Source organism: Haloparvum sedimenti, assembly GCF_001462205.1.
GTDB lineage: Archaea > Halobacteriota > Halobacteria > Halobacteriales > Haloferacaceae > Haloparvum > Haloparvum sedimenti.
The window spans coordinates 1-11,661 of sequence record NZ_LKIR01000040.1; the positions used below are offsets into that span (position 1 = coordinate 1).

The following is an 11,661-nucleotide window of genomic DNA, read 5'->3' on the forward strand; positions in this document are numbered from 1 at the left end:
TCACCTCGACGAGTCACGGCGAGACGAGATCCTGGAAGACTACCAGTTCGTCGCGCGGACGCCGAACACGATCACCGACGAGGAGACCCTCCGCGCGGAGCTGGAACGGGTCCGGCAGGTCGGCTACGCGATCAACGACGAAGAGCAGATCACGGGCGTCCGCGCGGTCGCCGCACCGATCGTCCACGAGGACACGATCTACGGTGCGATCAGCCTCTCGACACCGACGAGCCGGATGCCGGAAGACGAGTTCGTGAGCACGGCGCCGGAACGAATCCTCGACGTCGCAAACGTCATCGAAGTGAACATCCAGACGCCGTAGCGGAAGCCGCGATCCGATCCTCCCGGCCGGCCGCGATAGAAATTAAAGATCGTGATAATACGGCGGAGAAAGACGGAAACGAGGTTTCTCTCGAAGCAGTATCCCAAAATTTGGAAGAGCACCGGCGATAGAAACGAAGGGGAACGCGGAGAGCACTCCCGAATCCCGCCCACATCAATTTGACATTGGCAAAACATCGGAGCGACATCGAAGCGACGCGATCGGTCGAAGAGTGCATTACAGCGATACGCACGTAACGGCACAGTCGAGCGAGCGGATTCACAGTCACACGACCGACGTGAAATGACCGGACGCCGAGCGTGCAGACAGCAGAATGTCCAGAATGACGAACAACAAAGTGATCAAACACATATTTGTACAGATATATAAGGCAGAACGGCCTCCCGGGGGGAGACGAAACACGGGTCGAGCAGGCAAAAGGCGACGCAACGGTACGACCGAACCCAAACCGTACAGATCCACGGAGATCAGCCACTTTGAACGGTGAGTCGTGAACACCGTGTGTGACAGGAAATTCGTAGACTTTATAAAAATTTTAGAATTTCTAGCCATTCCGCGATTCGAGCTCTCGGTGGAAAGTAACAACTTCCATATATTTTCTATAACCAACCAGATAAAATATGTGTTCGTGTCTGCCGACGAGCACGGGTGGACGATGACCGCACCCGCAGGGTCGAACGACGAGGAGAGGAGCGCAGCCGATCGGCCGCCGCGAACGACGGCGAGGCGGTGCGTCGAGGTGGACCACCGGGCGGTGCGTCGAGGTGGACCACCCGGACGGGCGTCGAGGGACACCGTCGCGACGCGGTTTCGGTCAGGACTCCCCGCGATCCGAACCGTCCGTCGCCTCGCCGGTCGGGTCGCCGCCCCCGAGCGAGAGAACCCGCGCCGGGAGCCCCGCGGCGTCCGGCGCGTGAACCGCGACGACGCGGAGGAGGTTCGCGAGGAACGCCGAGAGTCCGAGCGCGGCGAGGGCGAGGCCGGTGAGCGCGAGCATCGACGGCGCGCCGACGCCGACGAGGTCGGCGGTCGCGGCCGTGAGCACCAGCGCGCTCCCGCCGACGGTGGCGACGAGGTCCGCCCGCGCGAGCCGTTCGCCGGTGAGGTCGTCGATCGTCGGGACCGGTTCGAGTCCGACGCGGTCGCTGTACCGATGGACCCAGATCAGGAACGGGACGACGTGGTACAGCGTCCCCGCCACGACGAAACCGATCGCCGCGAAGAGCAGGACCGGGCCGACGGACGGGGCACCGAACCTGATCGCGGGAGCGAGGACTCCCGGACCGGAGGCGCCGGCGACGGCGGCGCGGACCCACACCGCGCCGGCCGTCAGCCCCCACGCCACTAGCGCCAGCGCGACGACGCCGTACCGCGGGAGCATCGGCGTCCGGGTCCCGGTCGCGCGCCGCACGCGGCGCAGCAGGAACCAGCCGAGCGCGACCGACGCGGTCGCGACCAAGGCCCCGCCGACTGTCGCCACCGGAGCCGACGCAACCAGCCGCCCGCCGGCCAACAGGACGACCCCGACCGGGAGCGCGACGGACTCGACGCGACGGAGCCGGTGGTCGAAGGACTCCGGGTCGCTCTGCGTGAACATCGGCCCGAGCTGATAGAGCGCGCCGGCGACCGTCGTCAGGACGCCGCCGAGGACGGCCAGGGTCGCGTGGGCCGCGATCGCCGACGCGCGCGTGATGCCGGCGACCGGGAACACCGTAGTCCGGAAGTCCAGCGCGAGCGCCGTCGCCAGCGTCATCGCGGCCGCGAAGAAGCCGAGCGCGAGCGCGAAGTGCGCCTCGGTGACGTCCCACGGTCGAGCCGCGAGCAGCGTCCGAGCGACGTTGTAGACGAAGACCGTGACCCCGAGCACCATCGCCAGCGCGAACGGCGCGCCCGCCCCCGGTCGCCCGAGCCAGAGCGCGCCCGCGAACCCGGGCACGCCGCCGGCCACGAGCAGGAGTTGCAGGCTCGCCAGTCGTCGGGAGTGGAGTCGGATCCCGGACCACACGGGGACAAACTGCGTGACCGCACCGAGGATCGTCACCGCCACCCAGCCGACCAGCAGCAGGTGTGCGGTCGCGACGCGGGCGAACGGCGGGGCGGCGCCGGCCGCGACCCACAGCCCCGCAGCCGTCCCCGCGAACAGGAACCCCAGCCCCACGAGGAAGTGGCGGAGCGGGATCGCGAGCGGTGGCTGCACGTCCGTCGAGAGGTCGCCGGGAACCGTGCTCATGTTCGGAGCCAAGGGCGCCACGCGCCTCGGTGTACGGGCGAACGTGTTCGGCTCAAGGCGGATGGTCGGGGACCCACAACCCTCGGGTGCATGACGACGCTAGACGTCCGCGAGATCCCGCCGGTGAACAGACACGACCGGATCCACGAGGCGTTCCACGCGCTGGACCCGGGCGAGTCGCTGACCATCGTGAACGACCACGACCCGCAGCCGCTCTACTACGAGATGGCGGCGGAGATCCCGGAGTTCGACGAGGACGGCTACGAGGTGGAACAGGAGGGGCCCGAGCGGTTCGTCGCGAACCTGCCGAAGGAGGCGTGACCGTGCCGGACGCGACGCCGACCGAGGACGAGGGAACGGCCACCGGCGGACGGACGGCCGACTACGAGGCGACCTCGCTCGAAGAGCTGGAGGCGACGCCGCACGCGACCGTCTTCCCCGACGCCGAGCCGCGCACCGTCCGGCTGTCGCTGGCGGCCGACGAGCGCGTCCCGACGCACGACCACCCCGGACGGGACGTCCTCATTCACGTCCTCGACGGGGAGATCGCGCTCGAGTTGAACGACGAGACGGTCGCCGTCGAGGCGGGAGAGTTCGTCCGATTCCCCGGCGAGACCGAAGTGTCGCCGCTCGCGCGCACCGACGCGACCGCGCTCGTCGTGCTCGCGCCGCGCGCAGGGGACTGAGGCGGTCGCCGCGAACGGGCCTCCACGTTTCGGGCTTTTTGAACGTCTCACCGGTCGGTGACGCTTCGCAGCCGGAGCGTTCGACGTGGGGCACGCGCTATCGGCGATCACCGACTGAATGTCACTGATAAGATAGGAAACTGGATCGATCGCGGATCTGACCGTTCTCTAACTGTGTTTCTTCAGCAGTTTCCTGGCGCTCGTATCCAGATACTCGTTGCAGATGGGGCACTTCTTCCCGATTTTTAACTCATCGATGTCCTCGAAGACGGTACTACAGTTCCCACCGGCATCCTCACATGTTACTTGAACCATATTCGGAAGTCCTGTCGGAGATACATAAAGTCACCTCCAGACTCGGGAGGAATACCTCATGTCGAGATATACTCGGACTTCGAGAATCACCGATTGCGGACGGGAATACCCAACACTGTGAACCGCCTCGGAGTCTGGCCCCGAGGCACTCGGCCTGCACCGCCCGTAGAAGCGCGACGGATCTACCCCCGGCGTCTCTCTAATTCGGCAAGTGCTCCGAACACGTTCGGGGGAAGGTCCGGGGGACCGGCGCTCGTAAGTCCTCCTGATGCCCCGACTGGACGCCGACTTCGAAAACGCGCCGACGAACCGCCCCACGGAAACCCTGGACGTGCGGGAACTCGGCCCGCCGAAGCCCCTCTCGCGGACGCTCGAACGGCTGGCGGAGCTGGACGACGAGACGGTCCTGATCCAGCGCAACGACCGCGTCCCCCAGCACCTCTATCCGAAACTCTCGGACCGGGGCTACGTCTTCGAGACGGTCGAGCAGGCGGACGCCGGCGAGAGAGACGGGCGCGGCAAAAGCGGCGAGGTGGTCGTCACCGCCATCTGGAGGGCCGAGCCGTGAACTGGCTCCGCGGCGGCGACGCGGATGACGACGTCTTCAACGAGGAGGGCGCGTACGTCCCCGAGCACCTCCCCGAGCCGGGAGCGTTCCTGGACGGTCACGAGGTGTTGACCGGCGACGACCACCTCGCGGTCCACGCCGCCTCACGGGAGCGGTTCGAGGAGTTCGGCGTCTACGACGCCACCTTCGGCTACAACCTCGCGCAGCTCAACCGCGACACGCGGCACCCGGACGCGGGCCTGCGATACGCGGTCGACGACGCGGCCCCGGACGTGCTCCGCGTGGAGTTCACGCCGACGACCGCCTTCTGTCCCCAGAGCGGAACGCTGGTGACCGGGATCTTCCGCGCGTGGAACGCGGGCGAGTCGGAGTACCGGCTCGTCTCAGTGCGCGTCGCCCCGATGCACCAGCACAGCGAGGCGACCAACGAGAAACTGGCCGGGTTGGAGGAGCGGTACCTGGAGACCGGCGAGGTCGCGGTCGAGGAGGGGTCGCCGACTGCTTCGGGCGCCGACGACCGGGAGACGGGCGCCCGCGAGGACGGCGGCTCCGGCGCACCCTCCGCGCCCTTCTGAGCCCCGAACGTGTTCGCGATAAACGCGAGGGGGTCGGCGCCCGGATCCCCTCGTGATGTCCACGATCGACGACGACTCCGACCCCGCGACGGAGGTGCTGGACGTGCGCAAACACGAGGGGCCGCCGTTCCCGCTCATCGAGGAGGCGCTGGAGGAGCTCCCGCCCGGTGGGTCGCTGACGCTCGTCAACTCTTTCGAGCCGGAACCGCTGTACGACGTGCTGGACGACCGCGGGTTCAGCTACCGGACGGAACGGGTCGACGAGGGGGAGTGGCGCGTACACATCGAGCACGCGTAGCGCGCGGCGGTCCCTCGGTCCGCCGACTCACCCGATCCCAGCCCCAACCCCGACCCCGTCGGCGCCGGTAACACGCGGATCACTACCTGACACCGGTGTCCGCGAGCGCTTATGCGTCCGCCTGTCCTAGCGATCGGTGCGCAACGCGGTCCCATCTATCCACATGTCTCAGAAAGCAGACTACGCAGACGACGCCCAGATCGACGAGTCGCTCGACGACCAACCCGACGACGAGACCATCGCGGAGGCCGTCGAGAACCTCGAGGCCAACGGCTTCGAGGTCGTCGTGGTCGACAGCGCTGCGGACGCCCTCGAGACCGTCCAGTCGCGGATTCCGGCGGGCGCCTCGGTGATGAACGGTCACTCGACGACCCTCGAAGAGATCGGGTTCACGGAGTACCTGAGCGAGGGCGACCACGAGTGGGAGAGCCTCCCCGACCGAATCTGGAGCATCGACGACGACGCGGAGCGACAGGCCGCGCGTCGCGAAGCACAGACCGCCGACTACTTCCTCGGAAGCGTCAACGCGATCGCCGAGACCGGCGAGTTGGTCGCAGCCGACCGATCGGGGAGCCGGATCGGCGCCTATCCCTTCGCCGCCGACAACGTCGTCATCGTCAGCGGCGTGAACAAGATCGTCGACGACCTTGACGCCGCGCTCGACCGCCTCGAGTCGGTCGCCTACCCGCTGGAGAACGAACGCGCCAAGGACGCCTACGGCGTCGAAAGCGCCGTCGCGAAGCAGCTGATCTTCCGGCAGGAACTCGAGGAAGGGCGGACGACCGTCGTCCTCGTTCGCGAACGGCTGGGTTACTGAGGGGGAAGCGGTCGGCTCAGTCCTCGAGCCGCGGGAACTGACCGATCGTCTCCTCGCGGAACGCCTCCTCGTCGAAGGCGTACTCCTCGTCGAGGAAGTCGATGAGTTGGTGAGTGTCGCGCATCGCGTTCTTCAGACACGTCGAGGCGCCCGGCGAGGGCGTGATGTTGAAGATCACGTCGTCGCCGGTGAGCTTCGCCTCGCCCATGTCGAGCGACTTGCGCTCGGTGTCGACGATCTGCGGGCGGACGCCGCCGTAGCCCTTCGCGCGGTCGATGTCCTCGAGCTCCGCGGTCGGGACGACCTTCTGGACCTCGGGGAGGAACGCGCGCTTGCCGACCTCGGGCACGTCGTAGACGAGGTTCCGAAGCACGTAGGGGAGCAGGATGCGGTCGGCGAGGATGTTGGCGTAGCTGAGCGCCGCCGCGGGGCGGAGCCCGAACACGTCGAAGAAGTCGCCCACGGTCGAGATCCGGCCGCGTTCGAGCGTCGGGACGACCTTCGCGGTCGGGCCGAAGCGCGTGATCGAGCCGTCGTGGACGTCCGCGTCGCCGTGGACCGCCGCGAACGGGAGCTTCTTCATCTGGAGGGTGTACACCTTCCCGTTCAGGAAGTCGTCCGCGAGGAAGAAGCTGCCAGCGACCGGAAGCAGCGAGAGGTGCTCGCCGTACCCCATCTCCTGGGCGATCTGGAGGCTGTGGGAGCCGGCGGCGACGACCGTCGTGTCGGCGTACAGCAGGCCGGCGTCCGTCTCGATCCGGAAGTCGTCCGTCTGCTCGGTGATGTCCGTCACCTTCGTGCCCGTCAGCACGTCGACGCCGTCCTCCTCGCGTGCCTCGTCGACGAACGACTGGGAGGTCATCCCGTAGTCGACGACGTACCCGTCCGGCGTCTGGAGCGCGAGCATGTCGGTGTTCGGGTCGCGCCCCTCGACGACCTTCGGCTCTAAGTCCTCGATCTCGTCGCGGCCGATCGGGCGGAGCTTCGGGTAGAGGTCACCGAAGCCGTCGTCGTGATAGCGCTGTTCGAGACTGCGGACCTCCTCGTCGCCGACGCCCAGCACCATCTTGCTCCGCTTGCTGTGCATCTCGCGGTCGGGGTCGACGTTCTCCAGGTAGCCCGCGAGCAGCTCCGCGCCCTCCTTGACCTCCTCCGCCTTCTCCAGCGTGTAGTTGGTCTCGATGTCGCCGAAGTGGAGCGTCTGGGAGTTGTTCGTGTGGTGGGAGTTGACCGCCGCGATCTCCTTCTCCTTCTCGACCAGCGCGATCCGTTCGATGTCCGTAAACTTCGCCGCGGTGTACAGCAGCGACGCGCCGCTTATCCCACCGCCGACGATAACTAGGTCATATTCTTCTAACATGTGTTCCGACCTCCGAGCACGTGCCTCGGTCTACGTTATCCGTCGACACTCCCCCAACTTAACACCGTTTATCCGTTCCCGACGGATCGACGACCGTCGAGGGGACATTCCGGCCCGTTTCGGCAGCCGATTCACGTCGTTTGTCGAACCACAAGTTCGGCGGTCGTGAAGGAGTCGGAAAGCGACCGGAACGCGAGGCCATCAGACGGGATGGTTGACGACCACGCCCCGAACCTCGATCCGGGCGCCGCCGTCCGCGGCCGCCGTCACCGACGGCTCCCAGCCGTGGGCGTCCGCGATCGCGGCGACGATGCCGGTTCCGAGCCGGAGTTCCCCCTCCCGGGAGACGGCCGACTCGAAGAAGCCGTCCCGCTGGTCGGCCGGGATTCCGGGGCCGTCGTCGGCGACGTAAAAGCCCGGCTCCTCGGCGAGCGGGCCGACGCGAACCCGCACGTCCGCGCCGGCGTGTTCGACGCAGTTGCGGAACAGGTTCTCGAACAGCTGGAGGAGCCGGCTCCGGTCGGCCCGAAGCTTCAGGTCCGCCTCGACCGACAGCGTGGCGTCGGCGGTGTCGACCGCTTCCCACGCCGCCCGCGCGGTCGCGCCCAGCGAGACGACCTGGGTCTCCCGGACCTCGTGGCCCTGTCGCGCCAGCGTGAGCAGGTCGGACACGAGTTCGTCGATCCGGTCGAGCGCACGCGCCGCGCTCGAGAGGTGCTCGGAGTCGTTCCCCTCCCGCTCGATGTCGACCCGTCCCAGCGCCACCGCGAGCGGGTTCCGGAGGTCGTGAGCGATCACGCCCGCGAACGACTCCAGCCGCTCGATCCGCGTCTCGGCCCGCTCCCGTTCCATCTCGTGTCTGACGATCCGGGCGACGAGCTCCGCGAACGTCACCTCGGCGTCGGAGAAGGGACGGTCGCGCGGCGCCGCCGAGACGAAACAGATCGTGCCGAGCTCGTCCTGCGTCGTCTCGAAGGGGACGCCGAGGTACGTCTCGAGGCCGTGCACCTCGTAGGCGTGCTCGTCGGCCCAGCCCTGTTCGCCCGCGTGATGGAGCGCGATCGTCTCGCCGCGCTCGATCGTCCGCTTACAGTAGGACTCCTCGTAGCTGCGGACGACGCCCGCGGGATAGTCGCCGTCCGGCGGGTCCGTGCTCTCGGTCGCGACCCAGTAGTCGCTCTCCGGGTCGATCCGGGTGACGTGAGAGTTGTCGACGCCGAGGTGCTCGCGTGCCACCGCGATCACGCGTCGGATCGTCTCGTCGGCCGTGAGGTCCCCGTCGTCGGCCAGCCGGTAGATCTGCGCGCGCGCCGCAGCCGCTGAATCCTCGATATCCGTCATGGAACTGATCGCTTCATCAGCCTCTTTCGCAGATGCTGATAAGGATTGTTTAAGAAATAAGGGTGTTACGCGCTCGGTCGGGTTCAGTCAACGGTTCGAGTGTTGCAAACGAATCACCGGAGCAGACGCCGCACGGGGGAGGAGAAATCGAGACAGAGAGAAACCGAGACAGGAAGAGATCAGAGACGGGAGGAAGACGGCACCGACAGACGCGGACCGCGTCGTCAGGCCTCGGCCGCCTCGCCGCCGAAGACTGGGGAGGTCGCCTCCTGCGCCTCCAGGAGCTCCTGGTACCGGTTGCGGATGGTGACCTCGCTCATGTCGGTCACCTCGCTGACCTCCGCCTGCGTCACGTCGAGGTTGGTGAGCATGCCGGCGGCGTACAGCGCGGCCGCGGCCAGTCCCACCGGCGACTTGCCGGAGTGGACGTTCTGCTTTTTCGCGTCCTCGAGCAGTTCGCGGGCGAGCCGCTCGGTCTCGTCCGGCACGTCGAGGTCGGACGCGAACCGGGGGACGTACTGGACCGGGTCGGCCGGCTTGATCTCGAGTTTGAGCTCGCGGTTGATGTAGCGGTACGCGCGCTTGAACTCCTCGGCGTCGACGCGGCTGACGGCCGCGATCTCGTCGATCGAGCGCGGCACCTGCTCCATGCGGGCGGCCGCCTGCAGGCTCGCGGTCGCCATCCCCTCGATGGATCGACCCGGGAGCATGTCCTGCTCGAGCGCCTGCCGGTAGATGACGGAGGCGGTCTCGCGGACGTTGTCCGGGAGGCCGAGCGCGGAGGCCATCCGCTCGATCTCGCCGAGCGCCTGCTTCAGGTTGCGCTCCTTCGAGTCGCGGGTGCGGAACCGCTCGTTCCACGTGCGCAGGCGCTGCATCTTCTGGCGCTGGCTCGACGAGAGGCTGTTGCCGTACGCGTCCTTGTCCTGCCAGCCGATGTTCGTCGAGAGCCCCTTGTCGTGCATCATGTTCGTCGTCGGGGCGCCGACGCGGGACTTGCTGTCGCGCTCGCTGGAGTCGAACGCGCGCCACTCCGGCCCGCGGTCGATCTCGTCGTCGTCGACGACGAGGCCGCAGTCGGCACAGACGGTCTCACCGTGTTCGGTGTCGGACGCGAGCTGGCCGCCGCACTCGGGACAGGTCAGCTGGTGCTGGCTTTCGCTCTCGGTCTCGCCCGCGTGCTCGTCCGCTCGCTCCGCGGCCGCGTTCTCGGTTCGGTCTCGCTCGTCCGTCTCGGCACCCTGGTGGGTGCGGAAGGTGGGTGTACTCATTGTGAATGGACTGGAGGGCGTCGGGCCGAAAGACACAAAAATAAACGATGTGGCTTTCAGCGGTTTGCTTCACTCATGGTTAGGTGGTGGGAGTATATAAATCCGGCGTGAAACACGTCCACATGGGACTCAGACGAACAATCCTGATCGTCTTCTCTCGGGGGTGAGACCCAGACGCAAGGGAATTTCGCGAGTTTCGTCCCCCACCCCTCAGTCGCCGCTAATAACCAGAGTTTAAATACTGTTTCGGCGAGAGCGATCCCCGAAGACCCTTCGGGCGTCGCCGCGGACGGGGAGGCATGGGCGAGGACGACCCCGACCTCTCGGTCGCGGAGTTCGTCGACTACTGCCGGACGCAAGCGGGCCTGTTGTCGGGGTCTGTCGACACGATGACCGCGGAGGCGGAGGAGCTGTTGGACGAGGTGGACGGCCTACTCGACGCGTTCCGCGAGCGCGTCGACGAGGCTGAGGCGGAGGCGGGCAGCACCGAACGACCGGACGCCCCGACCGCGACGCCCCCCGAGCCGAGTCCGGACGCTTCCCCCTCGGAGGAGTCGCTCGCCGACCTGGAAGACGAGATCGAGCGGAAGCAGTCGCTCGTGGAGGCGAAGCAGGCGCGCATCGCCGCGTTCCGCGACCTGGCGGCCGCGTACGAGGAGCTCGCGGACGAGCTGGCGGCGGAGGCCGCGGACGGCCGCGAGGCGCTGGAGCGCGTGGTCGCGTTCGAGGCCGACCGCGACGCCCCGGCGTACTTCCCGGAGCGACAGACGGTACTGGAGGCGGCGAGCGACGAGGAACCGGGCGACGAGCACGCGGGCTGAGACGGGGTTCGCGACGGGCCCGCCACGATTTCGAAGCGGAGCCGACGCCGTTTTGTCCGCCCGAGTCGGACGTCTCACTCATGACCGACCGCGGCGTCACCCTCACATGCCCGGGCTGCGACCTCCGCGAGCGGTTCGAAACTCTCCGGCCCGCCCGCGAGCGCGTGGAGGACCACCGTCGCGAGACCGGCCACGAACCGGACTGGGAGATCGGCCGTCTCTCTCCGGGGGTCGAACGTGCGGGCGCGGACGCCGGCGTCTGCGGCGTTCCCGGGACATCGAACGCCGACTCGCCGCTCGCGTGTGAGCCGCCCGAAAACGACCGATAGCCTTTTTGCTGGATGCGAGGAGTCGGCGCATGAACCCACCAGAGAGCCGACGGTGGTGTCTCCTGTTGCTGGGGGTCGGAATCGGCCTGTTGACCGTCGGTATCGGGTACCTCCTGGTGGTCGGCACGACGCTGGCCGATTTCCTCGTGATCGTCGCCGGCCTGCTTTTGGTGTGGATCGGCTTCATCTACTGCTTCGCGCACCTCTCCGGATGGCGGGAGTGACCGCCGCGAGGGAGCGGGTCATTCCTCGGCAGGGCCTTTGACGACCGTCACCGTGACCGGGGACCGCTCCACGACCGCGGCCGCGACGTTTCCCAGAAGGGCGTCCGCGATCCCGTGGCTCCCGTGGTCCCCGACGACGACGTGATCGAAGCCCCCCTCCTCCGCGAGCGCTGCGATCTCGCGGGCTGGCTTCCCGCGGCGCGTGACCGTCTCGACCGTCGTCTCGCGCTCGGCAGCGGTGGCCTGCGCGCGCTCGAAGACGTCGGCCGCGCGCGACTCGACGGTTCGTATCCAGTCGTCGAGTCGATCGGGATACGGGGCGTCATCGGCGTACGATCCGAACGGATCGATCACGAACACGCCGGTGATCGTCGCCCCCGGAAACGTGGCGAGCGCGTGTTCGAGCGCCGCCTCGCTCCGGTCTGATCCGTCGAGCGCGACGAGGACGTCCATGCGGTTCGATCGGTCGCAGTCCACAAGAGG

16 protein-coding genes are annotated in these 11,661 nt (G+C 67.5%); 10 read left to right on the forward strand and 6 right to left on the reverse strand.

Going from position 1 to position 11,661, the window contains the following annotated elements; all coding sequences use genetic code 11:
- A partial coding sequence (locus AN233_RS01975; RefSeq protein ID WP_218055038.1) for an IclR family transcriptional regulator occupies window positions 1–322 on the forward strand: 322 nt, incomplete at its 5' end.
- An 835-nt stretch (window positions 323–1,157) separates the two neighbouring features.
- On the opposite strand, the gene AN233_RS01980 is transcribed toward AN233_RS01975, so the two are convergent.
- Window positions 1,158–2,573 carry a hypothetical protein gene (locus tag AN233_RS01980; RefSeq protein ID WP_058365190.1) on the reverse strand — a complete coding sequence of 472 codons (1,416 nt, stop codon included), beginning with the start codon at window positions 2,571–2,573 and terminating at the stop codon, window positions 1,158–1,160.
- A gap of 90 nt (window positions 2,574–2,663) precedes the next feature.
- On the opposite strand from AN233_RS01980, the gene AN233_RS01985 reads away from it, so the two are divergent.
- Window positions 2,664–2,894, forward strand: coding sequence for a DUF2249 domain-containing protein (locus tag AN233_RS01985; protein WP_058365191.1), 231 nt, complete (start codon window positions 2,664–2,666; stop codon window positions 2,892–2,894).
- A complete protein-coding gene (locus AN233_RS01990; protein ID WP_245625962.1) occupies window positions 2,891–3,259 on the forward strand; it encodes a cupin domain-containing protein in 369 nt (122 codons plus the stop codon). Before AN233_RS01985 ends, AN233_RS01990 begins: the two co-directional genes overlap by 4 nt.
- 168 nt (window positions 3,260–3,427) lie before the next feature.
- Here AN233_RS01990 and AN233_RS17060 read toward each other — a convergent pair whose 3' ends face one another.
- Window positions 3,428–3,574 carry a hypothetical protein gene (locus AN233_RS17060; protein WP_176696607.1) on the reverse strand — a complete coding sequence of 49 codons (147 nt, stop codon included), beginning with the start codon at window positions 3,572–3,574 and terminating at the stop codon, window positions 3,428–3,430.
- Between the two features lie 268 nt (window positions 3,575–3,842).
- Here AN233_RS17060 and AN233_RS01995 point away from each other — a divergent pair, with 268 nt between their 5' ends.
- The 4 genes from AN233_RS01995 (at window position 3,843) to AN233_RS02010 (ending at window position 5,832) form a co-directional block, all read left to right on the forward strand.
- A complete protein-coding gene (locus AN233_RS01995) occupies window positions 3,843–4,142 on the forward strand; it encodes a DUF2249 domain-containing protein (RefSeq protein ID WP_058365192.1) in 300 nt (99 codons plus the stop codon).
- On the forward strand, window positions 4,139–4,717 hold the full coding sequence (locus AN233_RS02000; RefSeq protein WP_176696608.1) for a hypothetical protein: 579 nt from the start codon (window positions 4,139–4,141) through the stop codon (window positions 4,715–4,717). Before AN233_RS01995 ends, AN233_RS02000 begins: the two co-directional genes overlap by 4 nt.
- A 55-nt stretch (window positions 4,718–4,772) precedes the next feature.
- Window positions 4,773–5,015, forward strand: coding sequence for a DUF2249 domain-containing protein (locus tag AN233_RS02005; protein ID WP_058365193.1), 243 nt, complete (start codon window positions 4,773–4,775; stop codon window positions 5,013–5,015).
- Between the two features lie 163 nt (window positions 5,016–5,178).
- The gene (locus AN233_RS02010) at window positions 5,179–5,832 is read left to right on the forward strand and encodes a lactate utilization protein (protein WP_058365194.1); all 654 of its coding nucleotides are present in this window, start codon (window positions 5,179–5,181) and stop codon (window positions 5,830–5,832) included.
- 16 nt (window positions 5,833–5,848) lie between these two features.
- On the opposite strand, the gene AN233_RS02015 is transcribed toward AN233_RS02010, so the two are convergent.
- The 3 genes from AN233_RS02015 to AN233_RS02025 form a co-directional block, all read right to left on the reverse strand.
- Window positions 5,849–7,192 carry an FAD-dependent oxidoreductase gene (locus tag AN233_RS02015; RefSeq protein WP_058365195.1) on the reverse strand — a complete coding sequence of 448 codons (1,344 nt, stop codon included), beginning with the start codon at window positions 7,190–7,192 and terminating at the stop codon, window positions 5,849–5,851.
- A 201-nt stretch (window positions 7,193–7,393) separates the two neighbouring features.
- Window positions 7,394–8,533, reverse strand: a complete 1,140-nt coding sequence (locus tag AN233_RS02020; RefSeq protein WP_058365196.1) for a sensor histidine kinase — start codon at window positions 8,531–8,533, stop codon at window positions 7,394–7,396.
- A gap of 224 nt (window positions 8,534–8,757) precedes the next feature.
- Window positions 8,758–9,804 carry a transcription initiation factor IIB gene (locus AN233_RS02025; protein WP_058365197.1) on the reverse strand — a complete coding sequence of 349 codons (1,047 nt, stop codon included), beginning with the start codon at window positions 9,802–9,804 and terminating at the stop codon, window positions 8,758–8,760.
- Window positions 9,805–10,103: 299 nt separating this feature from the next.
- Between AN233_RS02025 and AN233_RS02030 the strand changes: the two genes are divergently transcribed.
- From AN233_RS02030 to AN233_RS02040, 3 genes are all read left to right on the forward strand, one after another.
- Window positions 10,104–10,625, forward strand: a complete 522-nt coding sequence (locus AN233_RS02030; RefSeq protein ID WP_058365198.1) for a hypothetical protein — start codon at window positions 10,104–10,106, stop codon at window positions 10,623–10,625.
- An 80-nt stretch (window positions 10,626–10,705) separates the two neighbouring features.
- The gene (locus AN233_RS02035; protein ID WP_058365199.1) at window positions 10,706–10,954 is read left to right on the forward strand and encodes a DUF7542 family protein; all 249 of its coding nucleotides are present in this window, start codon (window positions 10,706–10,708) and stop codon (window positions 10,952–10,954) included.
- Window positions 10,955–10,983: 29 nt separating this feature from the next.
- The gene (locus AN233_RS02040; protein WP_058365200.1) at window positions 10,984–11,178 is read left to right on the forward strand and encodes a hypothetical protein; all 195 of its coding nucleotides are present in this window, start codon (window positions 10,984–10,986) and stop codon (window positions 11,176–11,178) included.
- 18 nt (window positions 11,179–11,196) lie between these two features.
- On the opposite strand, the gene AN233_RS02045 is transcribed toward AN233_RS02040, so the two are convergent.
- Window positions 11,197–11,661: universal stress protein (locus tag AN233_RS02045; protein WP_343123568.1), on the reverse strand; the 465-nt coding region annotated here is incomplete at its 5' end.

What these genes read in the sequence shown, in the direction of transcription:
- AN233_RS02025 (WP_058365197.1), bottom strand. Translation starts at nt 9,804, where the DNA reads ATGAGTACACCCACCTTCCGCACCCACCAGGGTGCCGAGACGGACGAG.
- AN233_RS02035 (WP_058365199.1), top strand. Translation starts at nt 10,706, where the DNA reads ATGACCGACCGCGGCGTCACCCTCACATGCCCGGGCTGCGACCTCCGC.
- AN233_RS02015 (WP_058365195.1), bottom strand. Translation starts at nt 7,192, where the DNA reads ATGTTAGAAGAATATGACCTAGTTATCGTCGGCGGTGGGATAAGCGGC.
- AN233_RS01995 (WP_058365192.1), top strand. Translation starts at nt 3,843, where the DNA reads ATGCCCCGACTGGACGCCGACTTCGAAAACGCGCCGACGAACCGCCCC.
- AN233_RS02010 (WP_058365194.1), top strand. Translation starts at nt 5,179, where the DNA reads ATGTCTCAGAAAGCAGACTACGCAGACGACGCCCAGATCGACGAGTCG.
- AN233_RS02020 (WP_058365196.1), bottom strand. Translation starts at nt 8,533, where the DNA reads ATGACGGATATCGAGGATTCAGCGGCTGCGGCGCGCGCGCAGATCTAC.
- AN233_RS02030 (WP_058365198.1), top strand. Translation starts at nt 10,104, where the DNA reads ATGGGCGAGGACGACCCCGACCTCTCGGTCGCGGAGTTCGTCGACTAC.
- AN233_RS01985 (WP_058365191.1), top strand. Translation starts at nt 2,664, where the DNA reads ATGACGACGCTAGACGTCCGCGAGATCCCGCCGGTGAACAGACACGAC.
- AN233_RS02005 (WP_058365193.1), top strand. Translation starts at nt 4,773, where the DNA reads ATGTCCACGATCGACGACGACTCCGACCCCGCGACGGAGGTGCTGGAC.
- AN233_RS02040 (WP_058365200.1), top strand. Translation starts at nt 10,984, where the DNA reads ATGAACCCACCAGAGAGCCGACGGTGGTGTCTCCTGTTGCTGGGGGTC.
- AN233_RS01980 (WP_058365190.1), bottom strand. Translation starts at nt 2,573, where the DNA reads ATGAGCACGGTTCCCGGCGACCTCTCGACGGACGTGCAGCCACCGCTC.
- AN233_RS17060 (WP_176696607.1), bottom strand. Translation starts at nt 3,574, where the DNA reads ATGGTTCAAGTAACATGTGAGGATGCCGGTGGGAACTGTAGTACCGTC.